Source organism: Desulfarculaceae bacterium, from assembly GCA_020444545.1.
In the GTDB taxonomy this organism is placed as follows: Bacteria; Desulfobacterota; Desulfarculia; order Desulfarculales; family Desulfarculaceae; genus Desulfoferula.
Genome location: JAHLKT010000001.1, coordinates 612,376 through 633,581, shown reverse-complemented (window position 1 = coordinate 633,581; position 21,206 = coordinate 612,376). Strand labels below are relative to the sequence as shown.

Sequence of the window (21,206 nt, the reverse complement as noted above, 5' to 3'; positions counted from 1 at the left end):
TAGATCGCGGTTTGATGCAGCTTAACTGCATTAAATGCGTGGGTTAGGCCATCGAGCGACCACATCCGGGAGACTGCGCCTTGCAGACCGCCGAAATCATCACCCAACTACAAAGCCTGGGCCTCCGCATGGAGGCCGACGGCGAAAAACGCATCGGCGGGGCGGGCCCGGCCGAGGGCGGCACCCTGATCATCAACGGGGTGGCGGCCACCGCGCCCCTGGACAGCCCCTTTGCCGCGGCCTCGCCCTGGTCCCTGCGCCTGGGGCCAGAGGGCGCGGAGCTTCTGCTGAACGGCGAGGTGGTGGAGGCCGAGGTGGAGCTGGTGCCCACGCCCCGCTTCTACGACGAGGCCACCCCCGAGGGCGTGGCGCTCAGGCAAGTGGCCCTGCTGCACGGCCGTGACTGCCTGGCCAGCACGGTCTTGCAGCGCTGCCTGTTCTACAACAGTCCCAACCGCTGCTCCTTCTGCGGCATCGAGCTTAGCCTGGAAGGCGGCCACACCCTGGAAGAGAAGAGCCCGGAGCAGCTGGCCCTGGCGGCAGCCAAGGCCAAGGAGCTGGACGGCGCCAGCCACGTGGTGCTCACCACCGGCGGGGCTGCCCCGGCCGGGAGCGAGCTCAAACACCTGGCCGCTTGCGCCCGGGCCATCAAGCAGGCCAGCGGCCTGCCCATCCACGCCCAGTTTTTGCCCCCGCCCTTCAACCGCAGCTTCCGCAACCTGGCCGAGGCCGGGGTGGACACGGTGGGCCTGCACATCGAGAGCTTCGATCCCGGGGTGCTCTCGCGCCACGCCATCCCCAAGGCGGGGCTGGGCCTGGGCCGTTTCGTGGAGGCCTGGCTGGAGGCGGTGGAGGTGTTCGGGCCGGGCCAGGTGAGCAGCTTCATCATCGCCGGGCTGGGCGAGGACCCGGACGAGCTGGTGGCCGGCTGCCGCATGTTGGCCGAGATGGGGGTCTACCCCTATCTCCTGCCGCTCCGGCCCATCCCGGGCAGCGAGCTGGCCGAGGCCGCGCCCCCGGACCCGGAGTACATGCGCGGCCTGTACCAGCGGCTGGCGGCGGTGCTGCAACAGACCGGGATGAGCGCAAGCCAATCCAAGGCGGGCTGCGTGCGCTGCGGGGCCTGCTCGGCCCTGGGGGCCTGGGAGCTAGAACCCGCCCGCCTGGTGGTGCGCCCGGCCCGCGACGCGGCCGAGCGCGAGGCCGCCCTGGCGGTGCGGCAACGGGTGTTCGTTGAGGAGCAGGGCATCGTGGCGCTGAGCGACCGCGACGAGACCGACGAGCGCTCCATCCACCTGCTGGCCATCGTGAACGGCGAGGTAGCGGGCACGGTGCGGGTGTATCAGAGCGATGAGCGCCCCGAGGCCTGGGTGGGCGGCCGCTTGGCCGTGGAAAAGGCCCAGCGCCGCACCGGGGCCGGGGCCGCCTTGGTCAAGGAAGCCATGCGCACGGTGCGCCGCCGGGGCTGCACCCACTTCACCGCCGAGATTCAGCAGGCCAACGTGGCTTTCTTCCAGCGCCTGGGCTGGGCCAAGAGCGGCGAGCAATACGAGATTCACGGCTGGGCGCACCAGCCCATGACGGCCGACCTGAGCGCGGCCCCGGACCTGGAGCCAGGAGAGAGCCATGGAGCTTGACCTCAACGCCTTGGCCGCGCACATCAAGGGCTACATGGGCCTCAAGCGCAAGGAGCCCATCGCCGAGGTTTACCGCCACCTGGTGCAGGGCAGCCCCATGGGGCCGCAGCTGGAGAGCTGGGGCGACGACGCGGCGGCCATCCCCTTTACCGACGGCTTTTTGCTCCTGGCCACCGACGGCATCATGGAGGGGCTCTTGGTCAACGAGCCCTATGCCGCGGGCAAGGCCTCGGTCATGGTGGCGGTGGGAGACATCTACTCCATGGGCGGGCGGCCTCTGGCCATGGTCAACGTGTTGGCCAGCGGGCCCCAGGCCCAGCGGGCCGAGATCGTGCGCGGCATCGCCAAGGGCTGCGCCAAGCTTAGGGTGCCCATGGTGGGCGGCCATCTGCACCCCGACGCCGAGGCGGACCACCCCCATCTTTCCGTGGCCATCCTGGGCTGGGCCCAGAAGCTCTTGCGCTGCCATTTGGCCCAGCCCGGCGACGCGCTCATCGTGGCCTGCGACCTGAGCGGCCGCCCGGGATGCGCTTCGGTGACCTCTTGGGACGCCAACAGCACCAAGACCAGCGACGAGCTCTTGGCCCGGCTGGAGGTGCTGCCCGCCTTGGCCGAGCAGGGCCTGGCCCACGCCTGCAAGGACGTGAGCAACGGCGGCCTCCTGGGCACCATGGCCATCATGCTGGAGAACTCGGGGCGCGGCGGAGAGATCGAGCTGAAGGCCATCCCCCGGCCCGAGGGCCTGCCCCTGGAGAAGTGGCTCACCGCCTTCATGAGCTACGGCTTCGTCTTGGCCGCCAGGCCGGAGCACGCCGAGGAGGTCTGCGCCCGCTTCCGGCAGCGCGGGGTCAGCGCCGAGCGGGTGGGCACGGTGAGCCAGGCCCGTCAGGTGGTGCTGGCCTCGGGCCAGGACCGCCACACCCTATTCGATTTCGAGCGCGAGGTCATCACCGGCATCAGCGCGCCGGCGGCCTAGGCCTCTTCGCTCTCCACCCCGTCATCCTCGATGCCGGCCGGGTCCTCGGGCGCTTGCCCCTGGGCCTGGTCCAGCGCCTTGCGCACCGCCTGGGCGATCTCATAGGTGGCGATGGGCTTCATCACAAAGGCGGCCACCCCGATTTCGCGGGCCTGGCGGGGGCTGAGCTGGTGGCTGAAGCCGGTGGCGATAATCACCGGCAGCTCGGGGCGAATGGCCTTGAGCTCGCGCACCAGGGCCGCGCCGGTGAGGCGGGGCATGGTCTGGTCGGTGATCACCAGGTCGTAGGCCATGGGGTCGGAGCGGAAGGCGTCCAGGGCCTCGGGGCTGGCGGTGAAGGCCTCCACCTGGTAGCCCAGCTTGCTCAGGATGTTGCTGGCCACCTCCACCAGGGCGGGCTCGTCGTCCACGAACATCAGGCGCTCGTTGCCCCGGCTGCGGGGAGGCTCGGACAGGGGCGGCGCCTCGGCCTGCTGCTGCTCCGCCTCGGGCAGGAGCACGTGGAACACCGCGCCGCCGCCCATGCGGTCCTCCAGGGTGATGGCCCCGTGGTGCCCCTGCACGATGCCGTGCACCGCCGACAGGCCCAGGCCGGAGCCGCGCCCCGGCTCCTTGGTGGTGAAGAAGGGCTCGAAGACGCGCTCCTTCGCCGAGGGGGAGATGCCCGGCCCGTTGTCGGCCACGCTCAGGCGCACATAGGGTCCGGGCAGCAGGTTGGAACCCGCCAGCTCGTCGCCCGGCGAAAGGTGGGTGCGCCTGACGGTCACCCAGATGTCGCCGCCCCGGTCCTCCATGGCCTGGGTCGCGTTGGTGCAGAGGTTCATCAACAGCTGGTGGATCTGCACCGGGTCGCCCAGCACCCAGCTTTCCTGATCCAGGTTGCTGTGCAGGTCGATGTTGGAGGGCGTGGTGGCCCGAATGAGGCGCATCACCTCCTCCACCACCCCGGCAAGCTGCATCGGCTGGAGCCGGTGCTTGCTGTGGCGGCTGAAGGAAAGTATCTGGCTCACCAGGTCGCGGGCCCGGAGGCAGGCGGTGATTATCTGTTCCAGGTTAAGAGCCACCTGCCCGCCGGGCTGGGTCTCGCCCAGGCTCAGCTCGGCGTAGCCCATGATGGCCGCCAGGATGTTGTTGAAGTCGTGGGCGATGCCCCCGGCCAGGGTGCCCACCGCCTCCAGCTTCTGGCTCTGCCTCAGCTGGGTCTCCATGCGCCGCTGCTCGGTGATGTCGCGGGCTATGTAGAGGATGGCCGGGCGCCCCTTCCAGCTCAGATGCACCGCGCTGGCCTGTATCCAGCGCACCTTGCCGTCCCCGCTGATCACCCGCATGGGGTAGTTGTCCGGCGTGGGCTTGCCCGCCACCCGGTCCTTGTAGCGCTTCCGGGCCAGGGCCCGGTCGTCGGGGTGCAGCACCTCGGAGAAGGGGATTCCGGCCAGCTCCTCGGCGCTGCGCCCGGTGACGCGCTCCACCATGGGGTTGGCGAAAACCAGCTTGGCGTCCTGGATGATGTAGATGGCGTCCTGGGCGGTGCTCACCAGCAGGCGGTACTGCTCCTCGCTCTCGGCCAGGGCCTGTTCGGCGGCCTTGCGCTGGGTTATGTCCTGCACCAGGGAGAGCAGGTACTCCACCCCCGCGATCTCCACGATGGTGCCGGAGAAGAGCACGTCCAGCTCACGGCCGTCCTTGGTGTGCCGTTTCATCTCCATGTCGTGCAAAGAGCCCTGTTCGCGGAGCCGCTCGATCATCCACTGGCGCTCGCTGGGATCGGGGCGGATGCCCAACTCGTCGGTGGTGCGGCCGATCACCTCCTCGCGCGACCAGCCGGTCTGGTCCAGGAAGGCCTGGTTCACGTCCAGGTAGCGGCCCTCCTCCAGCGAGGTCAGCACCACCCACACCGGCGAGTGCCGGAAGATTTTGCTGAACTTCTCCTCGCTTTCGGCCAGGGCCTGGTCGGCCTTCATGCGCTCGGTGATGTCGGAAAAGCTCACCGAGATCATGGCCACGCGGCCCGTGTCCTCCTGGAACAGGGGCCGGGCGTTGACCGTAATCCAGCGGTCGCGCCCGCCGATGCGGAAGATGTAAAGCTCGGCGCTGATGGGCTGGCCGTTGGCCAACACCCGGCGCGAGGGCATCTGCTCCGGTGGGCAGGGCGAGCCGTCGGGCAAGAACAAGGGCCACCCGGCCTGCAAGGTGTTGTGCCCCAGCACCTCGCGGGGGGAGAAGCCGGTTATCTGGGCGGCGGCCTGGTTCCAGCTGAGGATCACCCCTTCGTGGTCTATAAGCACCACGCCCTCGTGCAGGCTGTCCAAAAGGGCCCGCTGGCGGCCTTCGCTCTCGGCCAGGGCACGGGCGGCCCGCTCCCGGCGGCTCACGTCCTCGTAGGTGACCAGCTGTTCGCCGCCGCTCAGGGTGACCGGACGGAACAGAATCTCCTTGACCGTGCCGTCCTTGCAGCGCACCGGATAGGTGCGCGGGCGGGCCTGGCCCGGCTCGGCTAAGGCCTTGTCCTCCTCCCAGGTGCTTATCACCTGGCGGCGCAGCTCCAGGTCGGGGAAGGCCTTGCGGAACCAATCGGAGCCCCGGGAGAGATCCTCCAGGCTATAGCCGGTCATGCGGGTGAAGGAGGAGTTCAGGTAGAGGTAGCCGCCGTCCTCGGCGATGAGGCTCACTCCCAGGGGCGACTCCTCCACCAGGGTGCGGTAGCGCTCCTCGCTTTCGGCCAGGGCCTTGGCCGCGCCCACCAGCTCGGAGGTGCGGCGGTGCACCGCCGCGGTCAGGTCGTCGCGGTGGCCCGAGAGGGCCTTGAGGGCCCGGTGGGCCCGGCCCAGGGCGGCGGCCAGGCAGAGGGCCCCCAGGGAAAGGAAACCCAGGTAGGCCCACATGAGGAACAGGGCCTCCCGGTAGGGCTGGCTGTTGAAGGGGCCCATTCCCAGAGTGGCTGCCACCACCGCGCCAGAGCAAAAAAGCAGCGAGGCGCTGCTGGTCAGGCGGCGGCCGAAGCGGAGCCCTGCCCAGACCAGCAGGGGGAAGGGTAAAAAGTCCAGGGCGTCGGCCATGTCCGGGCTGATGCGCCCGCCGAAGATCAGCCCGCCCACCGCGATGTACATGGCCAGCCACAGGGTGGCTTCCCATACGCGGGGCGGGTGCCAGGTCATGACCGGGCGGGTGGCCCAGGTCAGGATCACCGGGGTCACCAGGATCACTCCCATGGAGTTGCCCAGCCACCAGGAAAGCCAGAGGTGCCAAGAGGGTTGCAGGTAGGGCAGGCCTCCGGCGGCAATGCCCAGCAGGCTGGCGGAGGCGGCGATGGGCCCGCTGACCAGGCCGCCCCATATTGCCAGGTTCACGACATCGCTCACCCGCTCCAGGCTTTTGTCCAGGCCGCGCCAGGCGAGAAGCTTTAGGCCCGCCAGGGGGGCGATGGTGTTGCCCAGGGCGGACAACAAGCAAAAGGAGCAAGAACCGGGAGAGGTAATTCCGGCCAGGAAGGAGCCCACCAGAATCGCCGGGGCCACCCGCCAGCCCAGGATTAGCATCGCGCCCAGGCTCACACCCGCCGGCGGCCAAAACAGGGTGAGCAGGCCTTTTTGGCTCGCCAACAGAATGCTCAGCTTGAATACGGCGAAATAGATTATCGCCACGCCCAAGTTTTTTAGGACATCACTGAGCAGAGAAGATTGGCGATAGCTGCCGGGCAACTGGCAAATCCTTGGTTTGAGGGCAGGATTTGTAAAATTCTAACACAGTTGCGAGGCTGTTTTCCGGCAAAATGCCTTAAGCCCAATGGGGGAGGAGGTTCTCGGGGCCCTTGGCGCTGGCGGGGTGCTAATAGTAAAGTGATAGCAAAACGGGCGGCATCGCTGGTAGCGGCCAGAGGCGAAAGGACGGGCAACATGGCGCGGGACAAGCAGGAACAGCGGGGGGCCGAGCTGGAGAAGGCCCTGGCCGCCCTGGCCGAGAGCGAGGCCCGCTTCCGGGTCACCTTCGAGCAGGCGCCGGTGGGCATCGTGCAGGGCGACCTGACCGGGCGCATTCGCCGGGCCAACCGGCGCATCGGCGAGCTGTTCGGCTATGCCCCCGGCGACCCGTCCTTTCTCACCCTGCGCCTGTGGGAGTGCACCCACCCCGACGACGTGTGGACCATCGAGCGCTTCAAGAAGCTGTTGACCGGGGAAATCTCCGACTACACCGTGGAGAAGCGCTACCTGCGGCGCGACGGCACCGAATGGTGGGCCAAGGTGCGCTGCTCCATGGCCCGCGACGACCGGGGCCAGCCCAAGTACTTCATCGTCATCGTGGAGGACATAACCCTGGCCAAGGCGGCCGAGGAGCAGATGGAGGCCATGGTGGCCCAGCGCACCTCCGAGCTGGAGGCGGCCAACAACGCGCTCAAGGTGATGCTCAACCACCGGGCCGAGGAGAAAAGGGAGCTGGAGGAAAAGGTGGCCGCCAGCGTGGGCTCGTTGGTGCGGCCGTTTCTGGAGCGCCTGTTGGCCAGCGGCCTGGGGCCGGACCAGCGGGCCCTGGCCGAGGCGGTGAAGAGCGGGGTGGAGGAGGTGACCTCGCCCTTTGCCCGGCGGCTCTCCTCCCGCCTGGTGGGGCTCACTCCCAAAGAGCTGGAGGTGGCCCGCCTGGTGCGCGACGGCAAAAGCTCCAGCGAAATCGCCTCCATGCTGGCCATCGGCGAAAACGCGGTGGCTTTCCACCGCCAAAACATCCGCTCCAAGCTGGGGCTTAAGAAGCAAAAAATGAATCTTTGCAGCTATTTGATGAGCCTGACCGACGGATAGCCCCCCAGAGGCGCCAAGTTAAAGTAATAGTTTTCGACTATTGCTATACTGCCAATAAATTATATTTGTATGACAATGGCCAGGCCTTAACATGGGGCCCAGGCAGCGGTTCGGCTTCGAAGGGGCGGATGGCGGGCAACCGTTTCCCTTTCGAGGCCGAGCCGCGCATTTAATGCCTATTCATATCGTTATCGAGAGGGGAGTCAGACATGCCCAAAAAAGCCCTTTTGTCCTTCGCGGCGGCCGCCCTGTTGGCCCTGACCGCCGCTTGGCTGGCCCTGCCCGGACCGGCCGCGGCCGGCAAGTTCTACCGGGTGGAGGCCCGCACCACCACCTTCGGAGGCTCCAGCTACGTCCTGGGCTTCGGCATGTGCGACTTGCTGAACAAGTATTCGGATATGGTGCGCGGCTCGGTGTTGGAGTCCACCGGCACTCCGGAGAACATCAAGGTGGTGGGCGTGGACCCCAAGAAACGCAAACGCACCTTCTTCACCTGCTCGGCCGAGATGTTCGAGGCGGCCCGGGCGGGCAAGCCCCCCTTCACCCAGGTGGCGGACAAGGTCAAGGACATCATGGTGATGTGCTACCAGCAGTCCCTGGCGGTGGCCTTCATCACCCTGGACCCCAACATCAAGACCCTGGCCGACTTGAAGGGCAAGCGCGTGGCCACCTGGCCCCGGGGCACCACCAAGTACGACATGGCCTACAAGTTCCTGGGCGGGGCGGGCAAGGAAGTCCTGGACTCGGTGAAGTGGCAATACACCGGCTACGCGGGCTACAACGACATGATCCTGGGCAAGTGCGACGCGGCGGTGTCCTTCTGCCCCCAGCGGGGTAATGGCATATACACCACCGTGCCCAAGCTCAAGGAGCTCCTGAGCAAGCGTAAGGTGTTCTTCGTCACCGCCACCCCGGCCATGCGCAAGCTTTCGGGCAAGCTCTACGGCCCGGTGTACGGCGCCACGGCCATCATGCCCAAGGGCATCTTGGGTAACGGGATGCCCCAGCAGAAGGTGCTGTGCTACAACATCGTGCTGGCCTGGGCGGTGTATCCCCAGATCCCGGCCGACGTGGTCTACAACATCCTCAAGACCACCTTCGCCCACCGCGAGCAGATGAAGACCTACCACAGCTCGGCCAAGGCCTGGACCCCCGAAAGCCTGGGCGCCTATCCCGCGCCCAAGGCCCAGTGGCACCCCGGGGCCCGCAAGTACTTCGAGGAGAACAAGCTCCCCTACGGCGAGAAGTACTTCGACAAGGTGTACGCGGTGGAGTAAGCGCCTCCTGACGCCATGAACGCGCCCCCCGGCCCCGGCGGCCGGGGGGCGCCCAACTCAAAGGCCCCCACGGAACGGCATCCATGCCCGAGCAACCCACAGCGGCCCCCCCGGCCACGCGCCTGTTCCCCACCTGGTGGGACGCGGCCCTGGCCCTGGTTTCGGTGGCCATGGCCCTGTACCACCTGATCAACGTGTATTGGTCCGTGGTGGGCACCATAGAGCACCGCATGATCCACCTGGTCTTCGCCCTGGTGCTCATCTTCCTGGGCGCGGCCAAGACGGCTAAGCAGAGCAAGGGGCGCTGGTTCTGGTGGCTGATGATCGCGGCGTCGGTGGGGGTGGTGGCCTATCTCTGGGTGAACCTGGAGCGCCTGCTGTTCAACGTGGGCTTCCCCACCACCCTGGACGTGGTGGTGGGCTTCACGGTCCTCTTCATCGTCTTCGCGGCCTGCTGGCGGAGCTTCGGGTGGATACTGCCGGCCATGGCCTGCCTGCTTCTGTCCTACGGCTTTTTCGGCTATCTGCTGGGCGGTCCCGAGCTGGGGGTGGGCGAGCTGATCACCACGGTGGACTTAACCTTCGGCTCCTACGACCTGTGGGGCACCATCCTGATCATCAGCGCCAACGTCATCTTCCTGTTCATCTTCTTCGGGGGCATGCTGGGGGCGCTGGGGGCCAACGACTTTTTCCTGGAGCTGGGCAAGGTGGTGGGGCGCTACTCCCGCTCCGGCCCGGCCATGACCGCGGTGATCTCCTCGGCGCTCATGGGCACCACCACCGGCCAGGCCACTCCCAACATCGCGGTCACCGGGGCCTTCACCATCCCCCTGATGAAGCGGGTGGGCTATAAGCCCGAGGTGGCGGCCAGCGTGGAGGCGGCGGCCTCGGGCGGGGCCCAGATCATGCCGCCCATCATGGGGGCGGGCGCTTTCGTCATGGCCGACCTGTTGGGCGTGCCCTACGCGGACATCATCACCGCCGCGGCCATCCCGGCGGGGCTCTACTTCGTGTCCGTGGCCTTTTTCGTGCACTTCGCGGCCCTGAAGCTCAAGGTGGCCCCGCTCACCGAAAAGCCGGACCGGGGGGTGCTCTTGGCCACCGGGCCGCTGTTCCTCATGCCGGTGGGGGCCATCCTGGTGCTGTTCTTCCTGGGCTTTCCGGCCATGTTCGCCGCCTTCTGGGGCATCCTCAGCCTGCTGTTCCTCAGCCTTCTGCGCCGCCGCACCCGGCCCTCGCTCAAGCAGACCCTGGACGGCTGCGTCAAGGGCGCGGTCACCGGGGCCAAGGTGGCCGTGGCCTGCGCCACCCTGGGGCCGATCATCGCCCTGGTCACCAAGACCGGCTTGGGGCTCTTGGTGGGCTACTCGGTGGAGTCCTGGGCCGGGGGCAGCCTGTTCCTGGCCCTGTTTATGGCCATGGCCTGCGTGATCATCCTGGGCCTGGAAGTGCCCACGGTGGCCGCCTATCTGGTGGGGGCCATGGTGGCCATCCCCGCCCTGATCCGCCTGGGCCTGGAGCCCATCCAGGCCCACATGTTCGCCTTTTACTTCGGGGCCTTCTCCGGCCTCACCCCGCCGGTGGGCATGGCCGCCATCGTGGCCAGCCGCATCGCCGAGGCGCGCTACATCAAGACCGCCCTGTTGTCCATCGGCGCGGCGTCGGCCGGGTTCCTGGTTCCCTACGTGTTTGCCTACAATCCCTCCCTGCTCTTGGTGCCGGGCACCGAGGTGGGGCCCCTGATGGCCACGATGGCCCTGGTGGTGCTGGGCCTGGGCGCCTTGCAGATGGGTTTCGTGGGCTACATGGCCCACGGCCTCCACATGCTGGAGCGGGTTCTGGTGGTCGCCGCGGGCGGGGGCCTTTTGGCAGCCGCCGCCCTGGGCCAGTCCTGGCTGCTCATCCCGGCCGGGGGCCTCTTAGCCGTCATCATAATGAACAACCTGCGCAAGCGCCGGGCCGCCGGCCCGCCGGAGGAGGCCACCGCGCCCTCTCCGGCCGGGGCCGCCGCCTCCCGCCGCGCCTGAGCGCAATTAAGGAGAAGCGCCGCCATGCTGATGGGCAGGGCCTTGGCCCGGAGCGCCGAACGCAACCCCGGCAAGACCGCGATTATCTACGAGGACCGCTCCTGGACCTACGACCAGCTCAACCGGCGGGTGAACCGCCTGTGTTGGGCCCTGAGCGCCTGGGGCCTGGCCAAGGGCGACAAGCTGGCGGTGCTGGCCCTCAACGGGCCGGAGTATCTGGAGATCTACCACGCCTGCGCCAAGCTGGGGGTGTGGCTGGTGCCCATCAACTACCGCCTCAAGGCCCCGGAGGTGGGCTACCGCCTGGAGCACTCCCGGGCTTCGGCCCTGGTGCTGGGGCCGGAATATTTGCCGCTGTTCGATGGCCTGGACCCGGAGTGCAAGCGGGCGGTGCGGGACCGGGTGATGGTGCTGGGCAGCGAGTTGACGCCCCCGGCCATGGCCTCCTACGAGCAGATGCTGGCCGCGGGCGAGGAGGCCGAGCCCGAGGTGGACCTGGCGCCCGAGGACATCCTGTTCATCGGATACACCGGGGGCACCACCGGCCGCTCCAAGGGCGCGCTCACTTCCAACCGGGCCATCGTGGCCGGCTACCTTTACAAGGTGCTGGACTACGGCCTGGGGCCGGGCGAGGTCACCCTGAACCCCGGCCCCTTCTGGCACACCGCGCCGCGCAACTTCTCCTCCCTGGCCCTGTACATGGGCGGCACCGCAGTGGTGATGAAAAGCTTCGACCCGGCCGAGTACCTGCGCCTGGTTGCTAAGCACAAGGTGACCTACAGCTTCCTGGTGCCCACCATGTTCAGCGCCATCCTGGGCCTGGGCGACCACCAGGACCACGACATCTCCAGCCTCAAGGTGCTGCTCTCGGGCGGCTCGCCCCTGCCCACCCCGGTCAAGGAGGCGGCCCTCAGGCGCTTCGGCCCGGTGCTCAACGAGTTCTACGCGGCCACCGAAACGCTCATCGTGACCAGCATCAACGCCCGGGAAATGACCCGCAAGACCCGCTCGGTGGGCCGCCCGGTGTGGGACTCTTACGTCAAGCTCCTGGACGACAAGGGCCGCCCCACCCCCCAGGGCCAGGTGGGCGAGGTGTACATGCGCTGCCCCAGCCTGTTCAGCGGCTATTACCGCGACCCGGAAAAGACCGCCGCCTCCTTCAGGGACGGCTGGTTCACCCTGGGCGACATGGGCCGCCTGGACGAAGAGGGCTTCCTCTACATCGTGGACCGCCGCACCGACATGGTGATCAGCGGGGGGGAAAACATCTACCCCAGCGAGGTGGAGGAGGTGCTCCTGAGGCATCCCAAGGTCGCCGAGGTGGCTGTGATCGGGGTGCCGGACGAGAAATGGGGCGAGACGCTCAAGGCGGTGGTGGTGCTGAAAAATGGCCAGCAGAGCAGCTACGAGGAGATCGCCGAGTACTGCGCCGACAAGCTGGCCGACTACCTGAAGCCGCGCACGGTGGACTTCGTGGCCGAGCTGCCCCGCAGCCCGGTGGGCAAGGTGCTCAAGCGCAAGCTCAGGGACCAATACTGGGGGGACGCCGAGTTCAAGGTGTAGGCCGGGGCCGCCTATCCGTTCCGCGGCGCGCGCCTCGCCGCGGATATGCGGCCTCGGCGGCCTGGCGGAGTGCTCACCGGTGGGAGGATGATTGTTAGCTACAAAAAAGTGAACATGGTGTAACAATAGGGCACGAGTTCCGGGGCCAGGGTCTTGACCTGGGCCCCGCTCTTGCTCAAAGATGTGACCTAACCTGCGGATTATCCCGCGCGAACCTGATATCCACCCCGATCCGAGGGACGCTTTGCGCATAATCGTGGTCAATCCCCCCCTGGCCTCGCCGGCCGCCGCGCCTTGCGCCCCCTTACGGGTGCGGGCCATGCTGACCGGCCTGGAGCCGTTGGGGCTGTGGGACGCCAACCTGGATTATTGGCGCGAGCGCCTGCTGCCCGGCCCGGGGGAGGAAGCGGCCGCCCTGCTCGGGGGCGAGGCCTTTTTTGATCCCGACGCCTACGTGCAGGCCCGCCGCGCCCTCCGGGAACGCCTGGAGGTGCTCTCGGCCGAGGTGGCTCCGGGGCGCTACACCTGGGAGGGCCTGGAGCATCCGGCCAGCCTGGACTCGGAAAGCTCCCTGGCCTGGGCCAAGGAGGAGGACAATCCCCTTACCGCCTTTTTGGCCGCCGGGCTGAGTGAGCGTCTGCCCGCCGGTTCCCCGGCCCTGGCCCTGATCACCCTGGAGAACCCGGGGCAATGGCTGGGCGCCCTGTGCGCCGGGGCCTGGCTCAAACAGCACCGCCCCGATTGCGTGATCGCCTTGGTGGGCGACTGCCTGGAGCAGGCCGGCGCTCCCGGCGGCGGCGGCCAGGCCTGGGACCACGCCCTGCCTCTGCTGTACCCCGATCCCCTGCGCTCCCTGGCCGCCGAGCTGTGCGGGGCCCAGCCCGCCGAGGGCTGCGTGCTGCGCGACCTGGAGCCGCTGCCGGGCCAGTACCTCCTGCCCGCCCAAGTGATGAGCCTGCGCCCGGTGCTGGGCATGGACCTGGAGCTGCACGACTGGCGAGAACAGTCCATCGCCGTGCCCCGGCTCATGCCCCCCGCCCCCCTGGCCCAGGGCCTGTCCCGGCAGGCCGAGCGGGGCGCGGCCGGCTTCCTTTCCCTGCGCCAGGAGATGTCCGCCGCCTATCTGGCCGAGCTGGCCCCAGCCATAAAGGACAACCAGACCCCCTTGGGCCTGGCCGCCTCCCTGGACGATCCGCCCGGCGAAGAGCTGTTCAAGGAGCTGGCCGCCGGGGGCCTGCGCCTGCTCCAGTGGCGGGCCGAGGCCTCGGCCGCCTTGGACCCGGAGCGGCGCCTGGCCCGCATGGAACGGACCCTGGCCCTCTCGGCCCGGGCCGGGCTGTGGAACCATCTGGTGCTGCCCGCCGAGGCCTCCGACCCCCTGGCCGCCGGCCTGCTGGACTTCACCGGGTCCAACCCCCAGGTGGTGCACTCCTGGAGCCGCCCCGCGCTGTGGCCCTGGTCTCCCCGGCCCCGCCAGATCATCGGTGAGCCCCAGGCCCGGGCCTATCGCCAGGTGCCCCCCCTGCCCGGGCGGCCCCTGTGGCGCTTCATGGCCGAGCCGGCCCATTTGTTGCTCTACTTGCAGCGCCACGGCTGCCGCCGTTTGGTGCGCTGGCGGGTGCGCGACGGAGGCGGGGTGCACGCCCTGGGCGAAAACCTCAACTATGTCTTTGCCCGGCCCGAAGAGATCGACCCCAAACGCCTGGAAGAGATCGCCTTGCTGGTCTTGGCCGCGGGCAAGGTCAAGCCCAAGTGGGTGCGCCACAACCTGGCCCATGCCTATTTGGTGAGCTATGTCGAGGAAGATGGGGTGATCGTGGGCACCGACACCCTCAAGCGCCCCCGGCCAGAGTACATAGAGCGCATCAAAAAGCAGAGCGGGGTGGACCTCACCGGCTACACCGAGCGCGGCTACATCTCGGTGAGGCCGGAGTACCGCGCCCTGGGAGTGGGCAACCAGCTCATCCAGGGGCTGGTGGCGCGCAGCGAGGGCCGCAAGATGGTCATCATCACCGGGGCGGACAATATCGCGGGCCAGCGCATCCTGGCCCGCAACGGCCAGCGCCTGGTGAAAACCTACTTCAGCCTGCGCCTGCAAAAGGACATGCAGCTCTGGATGCCCCGCGAGCAGGACCCCGAGATGGGCGAGGAGGCCTGGCCGTGAGGCGCCTGGGCGTGGTCTCGGTGCACGGGGAGGAGTTCCATCCCAACCGGCGGCTGATGCAGGCCGCCCGGGAGCGCGGAGTGGAGCTGGTGCTCATGCATCCCTTCCGCGCCGGGTGCGCCCTGGACGACGATGCCGCCGGCCTGCTGGGCGGCCCGGAGCCCCCGCCGGCGGCCCTGCCCCGGGTGGGCTCCACCATCAGCCCCTACACCCTGGCCTATCTTCATCACCTGGAGCTTCTGGGCGTGCGCCTGGTCAACCGGCCGGGCCCCATCGCCCGGGCCAGCCACAAGTACCTCTGCGCCCAGGCCATGGCCGCGGCCGGATGCCCCACCCCGGACACCTGCCTGGTCAACCGGGCCGAGAGCTGGGAGCTGGCCGTTGAGCGCCTGGGCGGCTATCCCCTGGTGGCCAAGCTGCCCCAGGGCCGCCAGGGCACCGGGGTGGCCCTGCTGCGCGACGAGGACCAGGCCGCCCTGGCCAGGCAAATGTGGCTCCAGCAGCGGCGGGGGGTGCTCTTGCAGCGCTACCTGCCTCCCGAAGGCCGCCGCGACTACCGGGTGCTGGTCTTGGGGGGCGAGGCCGTGGCCGGGGTGGAGCTGAGCCCGCCGCCGGGAGACTTCCGGGCCAACGTGCACCTGGGCGGCGCGCCGGTGAACCACCCGCCGACGGGCGACACCGCCCGCCTGGCCCTGGAGGCCACGGCGGCGGTGGGTTTGGACGCGGCCGGGGTGGACCTGGTGCGCTCCGCCAGCGGCGAGCTGATGGTCATGGAAGTGAACTTCTCCCCTGGTTTCAAGGGGCTGGAAGAAGCCACCGGCTTGGATTTCGCCGGGAGGCTGTTGGATTTCGCCCTGGCAAACTCCTGAAAATTACAGCACATTTACTCCTAGTAACCGTTATTATATAATAGTTATGCAGGTTCCCTTATGATTCCTTATAATCGGAATTACGTTATTTTCCCTGACGGAGAATTTTGGGACGGGAAAGAGAGGAAAAACCGTGGTGAAGTGTCTTAAGCGGAGCTATTTGGCCCGCGGCCTGGCCCTGGCGGTCATGGCGGTGGTTTTATTGGGCGGCCTGGCCGTCACCCCGGCGGCGGCCGCCAACGGCATGCTCAAGATCGGGGTGCTCGAGGAGCCCAAGAGCCTCAACCTGTGGCTGGCCACCGACGCTTGGTCCAACCGGGTGCTTAGCCTGATCTACGAGCCTCTGTTTATCCGTGAGCCCAAGACCAACAAGCTGGTGCCCTGGCTGGCCGCCGGCGAGCCGGTCTACGACGCGGGCAAGATGACCTACACCGTCAAACTCCGCCCGGCCAAATGGTCCGACGGCAGCGAGTTCACCGCCGAGGACGTGGTCTTCACCGGCAATTTGATCAAGAAGTTCCGCATGCCTCGCCACAGCTCCAAGTGGAGCTTCATCGAGGAAGTGGTGGCCGTGGACAAGCACACGGTGCGCTTCGAGCTCAAGCGGCCCAAGGCCATCTTCCTCACCCGCACCCTGGTCACCCCCATCGTGCAGAAGAAGCAGTGGGAGAAGATCGTGGCCAGCGCCAAGGGCGCCGAGAAGCCGCTCACGGTCATCCTGCGCCACAAGCTGGAAAACCCCATCGGCACCGGGCCCTTCACGGTGAGCAAGTGGCAAAAGGGCGTCTTCGTGTTCATGAAGGCCAACCCCTACTTCTTCGGCAAGGGCCAGACCATCTCCGGCCACAAGCTGGGGCCCCATATCAAGGGCATCATCTTCAAGGTCTACGGCACCGCCGACGCGGCCATCCTGGCGCTCAGGAAGGGCAGCATCGACTTCTACTGGAACAGCATCCAGGCCGGTTACCTTGAGCAGCTCAAGGACGACAAGGACATCAAGCTGTTCGTGAACAACAAGAGCGGCCTGTACTACCTGGGCTTCAACCTGCGCAAGGAGCCCTTCGACGACGTGGCCCTCCGGCGCGCGGTGGCCACCCTGGTGAGCAAGGAATTCATCATCAAGCGCATCCTCCAGGGCTACGGCGAGGTGCTGCACTCCATGATCCCGCCGGGCAACGATTTCTACTACAACCCCGACGTGCCCAAGTACGGCTACGGCCTGTCCATGGACCAGCGCATGAAGATGGCCTACGACATCTTGCGCCAGGCGGGCTACACCTGGGAGACCCCGCCGGTGGACGCCAACGGCAAGGTGGTCAGGGGCGTGGGCATTCGCCTGCCCAACGGCGACCCCATGAAGGAGTTCACCATCCTCACCCCGCCGGCCGACTACGACCCCCACCGGGCCATGAGCGGCCAGATGATCCAGGAGTGGCTGCGCGCCGCCGGCATGCCCGCGGTGAGCCGCCCCATGGCCTTCGGGGCCCTGATCCAGAAGGTCAAGGGCCAGCATGACTTCGACGCCTTCATCCTGGGCTACGGCAAGCTGTCCCTGGACCCGGGCTACCTCAGGGCCTTCTTCCACTCCAGGTTCAACAAGGAGCGGGGCTACAACATGAGCGGCTACGAGAGCGCCGCCTTCGACGCCCTGTCCACCGAGTCCAACAACGCCATGGACCCCAACCTGCGGCGGGAGATGATCTTCCAGATGCAGGTCATGCTCATGAACGCGGTGCCCTACGTGCCCCTGTACAATCCCCAGGTTGTCGAGGGCGTGCGTTCCGACCGCTTCACCGGCTGGGTGCCTGGGCTGGGCGGCGTGGGCAACATCTGGTCCCTGTGCGAGATAAAGGCCAAGTAAAGGGGGAGGCGATCAGGGTCGGCATCCGGTCCGCCGAGGGAGCATGAGGAAATACATCATAAAACGCCTGGCGCAGGTGGTGGTGATCCTGTTCTTTATCCTCACCATCCTGTTCGTGCTGTTCCGTCTGGCCCCGGGCGATCCGGTGTCGCGCATGGTGGACCCGGAGATGACTCCCGAGGACGCCCAGCACCTCATCGAGCAGCTTGGCCTGGACCAGCCTATCTGGAAGCAGTACCTGGTCTACCTGAAGAACTTCGCCTCGGGCGAGTTCGGCTACTCCATCCACTATGGAGAGCCGGTGGCCAAGATCATCTGGGAGAAGCTGCCCAACACCATCCTGCTGTTCACCACGGCGGTGATCCTCTCGGCCATGGTGGGCATATCCTGGGGCAAGATAGCCGCCTGGAAGAAGGGCAAGGGCGCCGACATCGGCATGACCATCGCCGCCCTGGTGACCCACACTCTGTTCCTACCCTGGTTGGCTCTCTTGCTGGTATGGGTCTTCGCCTACCAGTTGGACTGGTTCCCCATCACCGGCATGGTTTCCGAGGAGGTGTTCCTGGACCCGGATGCCGGGTTCTGGGCCAAGGCCATGGACGTGGGCTATCACATGGTCCTGCCCCTGGCCACCCTGTTCCTGATCCACTTCGGCTCCTATCTGCTGGTGATGCGCTCTTCCATGCTGGAGACGCTCAAGGAGGACTACATCGTCCTGGCCCGGGCCAAGGGCCTCAAGGACCGCGACATCAGAAACAAGCACGCCGCGCCCAACGCCTGGCTGCCGGTGGTGACCAGCGTGGGGCTTTCCCTGGCCTTTTCCATCAACGGCGGGGCGCTCACCGAGACGGTGTTCTCCTGGCCGGGCATCGGCCGGGAGCTGGTCTTCGCGGTCAGCCAGAACGACTACCCCCTGGCCCAGGCCTCGTTCCTGCTCATCTCCACGGTGGTGCTGTTCTCTAACGTGGTGGTGGACGTGCTCTACGCCTACCTCGACCCCCGGATCCGGTACTAGCCATGAGCGCTGAAGCAACCCTGCAATCATTGAAAGCGGGCCGCCGCGCCCTGTGGCGCCAGCGCCTGGCCGAAAACTGGCGGGTGTTCCGGGGCAACCTCCTGGGCAAGATCGGCCTGAGCCTGTTGGTCATGTTCGGGCTCATGGCCGCCCTGAGCTACATCCCGCCCATGATCGACCCCATGTACCATCCCATGACCGGGGTGGACCCCAAGGTGGTCTCCTCGGTGGGCCCCAGCTGGCAGCACTGGCTGGGCACCGACTTCATGGGGCGCGACATCCTGGCCCAGCTGTTGGCCGGGGCGCGGGTGGCCTTCATGGTGGGCGTGTCGGCGGCCTTCATGTCCGTGGTGCTGGGCACCGCGGTGGGCATGACCGCCGGCTACATGGGCAAGCTGCCCGACACTATCCTCATGCGCCTGGCCGACATGATAATGGTGCTGCCCACCCTCTTGGTGGTCTTGATGCTGGCCGCCCTGTTCGGCCGCCTGTCCATCTGGATGATCGTGCTCATGATCGCCCTGTTCCGCTGGCCGGGGGTCAGCCGGGTCATCCGGGCCCAGACGCTCAGCCTTAAGCAGCGGCCCTTCATCGACGCGGCCCGGGTGGCAGGGGCCAGCCACAGCCGCATCATTTTCCGGCACATCATGCCCAACGTCTTGCCCCTGGCGTTTCTTTACATGACCTTCCGGGTCACCAGCGCCATCGTCATCGAGGCGGGCCTGGCCTTCCTGGGCTTCGGCGATCCGGGCACCGTGAGCTGGGGCATGATGCTGCAATGGGTGTGGAAGACGGGCCACATGTTCACCGCGCCCTATTGGCTCCTGCCGCCGGGCATCTGCATCAGCCTCATCACCCTGTCGTTCTACATGCTGGGCCGGGCCATGGACGAGGTCCTGGACCCCCGGCTGCGCGACGAGACCCAGGCGGGCTGACATGGCGCTACTCAACGTAGAAAACCTTTGCATCGGCTACCGCACCAAGAACGGGGTGCTCAAGGCGGTGGATGGGGTGAACATCACCCTGGAAGAGGGACGCTCCCTGGGCCTGGTGGGCGAGAGCGGCTGCGGCAAGACCACCATCGGCATGGCCCTTATGGGCCTGCTGCCCCCCAACGGCGAGATCACCGGCGGCCGCATCGTCCTGGACGGCCTGGAGATAAGCGCCCTGAACGAGGAGCAGCTCCGGGAGGTGCGCTGGAACCAGGTGGCCATGATCTTCCAGGCGGCCATGAACGCCCTGAACCCGGTGATCCGCATCAGCGCCCAGATGATCGAGGCCATCAAGACCCACCGCCCGGACATGGACGACGACGCTATTCTGGAGCGGGTGGAGGGGCTGTTCAATCTGGTGGGCCTGCCCCTGGAGCGGCTGCACGACTTCCCCCACCAATACTCCGGGGGCATGAAGCAGCGGGCCATCATCGCCATGGCCCTGGCCCTGAACCCCAAGCTGATCATCGCCGACGAGCCCACCACCGCCCTGGACGTGATCGTGCAGGACCAGATACTCAAAGAGACCAAGGCCCTGCAAGAGCAGTTCGATATCGGCATCATCTTCATCAGCCACGACATCTCCATCGTGGCCGAGGTGTGCCACGACATCGGGGTGATGTACGCCGGTCAGCTGGTGGAGTCCGGCCCGGCGCAGGAGGTGTTTTTCAACTCCAAGCACCCCTACACCCAGGCCCTGGTGGGCTCCTTCCCCACCCTGGCCGGGCCCAAGAGCAAACTGACCCCCATTCCCGGGGAACCGCCCAACCTGGTCGGCACCATCCCGGGCTGCCGTTTCTGCGACCGCTGCCCCAAGGACACCGCCTCCTGCAAGCTTCAGCCTCCTAAGTGGCAGCAGGTCAGCGAGCGTCACTGGGTCCTGTGCGACCATTGCTAGGGCCGGGAAGGGAAGCCGCCTCATGAGCTCGAACCACAAGGCCATCCTCAAGCTGGAAGGAGTGAGCAAGTTCTACCGCACCCGGGGCAACCGCTACGGCAAGGGCGCGGGGACGGTGGTGGCGCTGAGCAAGGTGAACCTCAACTTCCGGCGGGGCGAGATTTTCGGCCTGGTGGGCGAAAGCGGCTCCGGCAAGACCACCGCCGGCCGCCTGGTGGTGCGCCTGGAGGAGCCCAGCGAGGGGCGCATAACCTTGGACGGCGCGGACATCACCCACCTCAAGGGCAAGGGTATGCGGGACTACCGCCGCAAGGTGCAGATGGTCTTCCAGGACCCCTACCAGTCCCTGAACCCTCAGATGACCATCGCCGACGCGGTGGCCGAGCCCCTGATCACCAACAAGGTGGGCGATCCGGCCGATCACCTGGAGCGGGTGCTGGCGGTGCTGGACACGGCAGGGCTCTCCCCGGCCGAGGACTTCGTGTACCGCTTCCCCCACCAGCTCTCCGGGGGCCAGCGCCAGCGGGTGGCCATCGCCCGGGCCATCGTGTTGGAGCCCAGCCTGCTGGTGGCCGACGAGCCCACCAGCATGCTCGACGCCTCCTACTCGGCCCAGATCTTCGAGATTCTGCAAGGGGTGCGCGACCAGCTGGGAGCCACCATCATTTTCATCACCCACTCCATGGCCGCGGCCCGCTATCTCTGCGACCGCATCGCGGTGATCTATCACGGCCATCTGGTGGAGCAGGGTCCGGCCGAGGCGGTGATCAACTCGCCCAGCCACCCCTACACCAAGGCCCTGATCGACGCGACGCCCAAGTTCGGACGCTGCGAGGGGGTGCCCACCTACGGCACCTATCTGCCCGCTCCCCGTGAGGCCACCCGCCTGGCCGGTTGCCCCTTTTTCCGGCGCTGCTCCCTGGCCGAGCGCCACCGCTGCTCGGCGACCTATCCCCAGTGGCACGAGGTGGCCGAGGACCAGCTGTGCCTGTGTCACTTCGCGGGACAAGGCGGCGAGTCCCCGCCGCCGGACGGCGGCGAATGCCGTCTGGGGGGCTGAAGCGCGCGCCAGACCCTTGTGTCCCTTGGGGCCGCGTAATAAGATAATGCGCCGGGTTCCGAAGCGATTCCTAATGC

General features: G+C 67.3%; 14 protein-coding genes. 13 read left to right on the top strand and 1 reads right to left on the bottom strand.

The window, feature by feature from the left end; translation table 11 throughout:
• Nucleotides 1–80 precede the first annotated feature (80 nt).
• Entirely contained in the window at nt 81–1,637 is a 1,557-nt protein-coding gene (locus tag KQH53_02940) for an MSMEG_0568 family radical SAM protein (protein ID MCB2225608.1), read from the top strand.
• Nucleotides 1,627–2,613, top strand: a complete 987-nt coding sequence (locus tag KQH53_02935; GenBank protein ID MCB2225607.1) for a hypothetical protein — start codon at nt 1,627–1,629, stop codon at nt 2,611–2,613. The genes KQH53_02940 and KQH53_02935 overlap by 11 nt, the downstream gene beginning before the upstream one ends.
• On the opposite strand, the gene KQH53_02930 is transcribed toward KQH53_02935, so the two are convergent.
• Nucleotides 2,610–6,254, bottom strand: a complete 3,645-nt coding sequence (locus KQH53_02930; protein ID MCB2225606.1) for a PAS domain S-box protein — start codon at nt 6,252–6,254, stop codon at nt 2,610–2,612. The two genes, KQH53_02935 and KQH53_02930, sit on opposite strands and share 4 nt — an antisense overlap.
• A gap of 252 nt (nt 6,255–6,506) precedes the next feature.
• Between KQH53_02930 and KQH53_02925 the strand changes: the two genes are divergently transcribed.
• From KQH53_02925 to KQH53_02875, 11 genes are all read left to right on the top strand, one after another.
• On the top strand, nt 6,507–7,403 hold the full coding sequence (locus tag KQH53_02925; GenBank protein ID MCB2225605.1) for a PAS domain S-box protein: 897 nt from the start codon (nt 6,507–6,509) through the stop codon (nt 7,401–7,403).
• Nucleotides 7,404–7,612: 209 nt separating this feature from the next.
• Nucleotides 7,613–8,680, top strand: coding sequence for a TAXI family TRAP transporter solute-binding subunit (locus KQH53_02920; protein MCB2225604.1), 1,068 nt, complete (start codon nt 7,613–7,615; stop codon nt 8,678–8,680).
• A gap of 83 nt (nt 8,681–8,763) precedes the next feature.
• Entirely contained in the window at nt 8,764–10,707 is a 1,944-nt protein-coding gene (locus tag KQH53_02915; protein ID MCB2225603.1) for a TRAP transporter fused permease subunit, read from the top strand.
• Nucleotides 10,708–10,731: 24 nt separating this feature from the next.
• Nucleotides 10,732–12,270 carry an AMP-binding protein gene (locus KQH53_02910; GenBank protein MCB2225602.1) on the top strand — a complete coding sequence of 513 codons (1,539 nt, stop codon included), beginning with the start codon at nt 10,732–10,734 and terminating at the stop codon, nt 12,268–12,270.
• A gap of 244 nt (nt 12,271–12,514) precedes the next feature.
• On the top strand, nt 12,515–14,434 hold the full coding sequence (locus tag KQH53_02905; protein MCB2225601.1) for a hypothetical protein: 1,920 nt from the start codon (nt 12,515–12,517) through the stop codon (nt 14,432–14,434).
• A complete protein-coding gene (locus KQH53_02900; protein ID MCB2225600.1) occupies nt 14,431–15,303 on the top strand; it encodes a RimK family alpha-L-glutamate ligase in 873 nt (290 codons plus the stop codon). Before KQH53_02905 ends, KQH53_02900 begins: the two co-directional genes overlap by 4 nt.
• Nucleotides 15,304–15,439: 136 nt before the next feature.
• Nucleotides 15,440–17,164, top strand: a complete 1,725-nt coding sequence (locus tag KQH53_02895; protein ID MCB2225599.1) for an ABC transporter substrate-binding protein — start codon at nt 15,440–15,442, stop codon at nt 17,162–17,164.
• Between the two features lie 43 nt (nt 17,165–17,207).
• Nucleotides 17,208–18,179, top strand: coding sequence for an ABC transporter permease (locus KQH53_02890; protein MCB2225598.1), 972 nt, complete (start codon nt 17,208–17,210; stop codon nt 18,177–18,179).
• 2 nt (nt 18,180–18,181) lie between these two features.
• Nucleotides 18,182–19,114: an ABC transporter permease gene (locus KQH53_02885; protein MCB2225597.1), complete on the top strand. Its 933-nt coding sequence runs from the start codon at nt 18,182–18,184 to the stop codon at nt 19,112–19,114.
• 1 nt (nt 19,115) lies between these two features.
• A complete protein-coding gene (locus tag KQH53_02880; GenBank protein ID MCB2225596.1) occupies nt 19,116–20,069 on the top strand; it encodes an ABC transporter ATP-binding protein in 954 nt (317 codons plus the stop codon).
• 22 nt (nt 20,070–20,091) lie between these two features.
• The gene (locus KQH53_02875) at nt 20,092–21,129 is read left to right on the top strand and encodes an ATP-binding cassette domain-containing protein (protein ID MCB2225595.1); all 1,038 of its coding nucleotides are present in this window, start codon (nt 20,092–20,094) and stop codon (nt 21,127–21,129) included.
• The last annotated feature ends 77 nt before the right edge of the window (nt 21,130–21,206 follow it).

What these genes read in the sequence shown, in the direction of transcription:
- KQH53_02935 (MCB2225607.1), top strand. Translation starts at nt 1,627, where the DNA reads ATGGAGCTTGACCTCAACGCCTTGGCCGCGCACATCAAGGGCTACATG.
- KQH53_02875 (MCB2225595.1), top strand. Translation starts at nt 20,092, where the DNA reads ATGAGCTCGAACCACAAGGCCATCCTCAAGCTGGAAGGAGTGAGCAAG.
- KQH53_02925 (MCB2225605.1), top strand. Translation starts at nt 6,507, where the DNA reads ATGGCGCGGGACAAGCAGGAACAGCGGGGGGCCGAGCTGGAGAAGGCC.
- KQH53_02880 (MCB2225596.1), top strand. Translation starts at nt 19,116, where the DNA reads ATGGCGCTACTCAACGTAGAAAACCTTTGCATCGGCTACCGCACCAAG.
- KQH53_02890 (MCB2225598.1), top strand. Translation starts at nt 17,208, where the DNA reads ATGAGGAAATACATCATAAAACGCCTGGCGCAGGTGGTGGTGATCCTG.
- KQH53_02915 (MCB2225603.1), top strand. Translation starts at nt 8,764, where the DNA reads ATGCCCGAGCAACCCACAGCGGCCCCCCCGGCCACGCGCCTGTTCCCC.
- KQH53_02910 (MCB2225602.1), top strand. Translation starts at nt 10,732, where the DNA reads ATGCTGATGGGCAGGGCCTTGGCCCGGAGCGCCGAACGCAACCCCGGC.
- KQH53_02920 (MCB2225604.1), top strand. Translation starts at nt 7,613, where the DNA reads ATGCCCAAAAAAGCCCTTTTGTCCTTCGCGGCGGCCGCCCTGTTGGCC.
- KQH53_02885 (MCB2225597.1), top strand. Translation starts at nt 18,182, where the DNA reads ATGAGCGCTGAAGCAACCCTGCAATCATTGAAAGCGGGCCGCCGCGCC.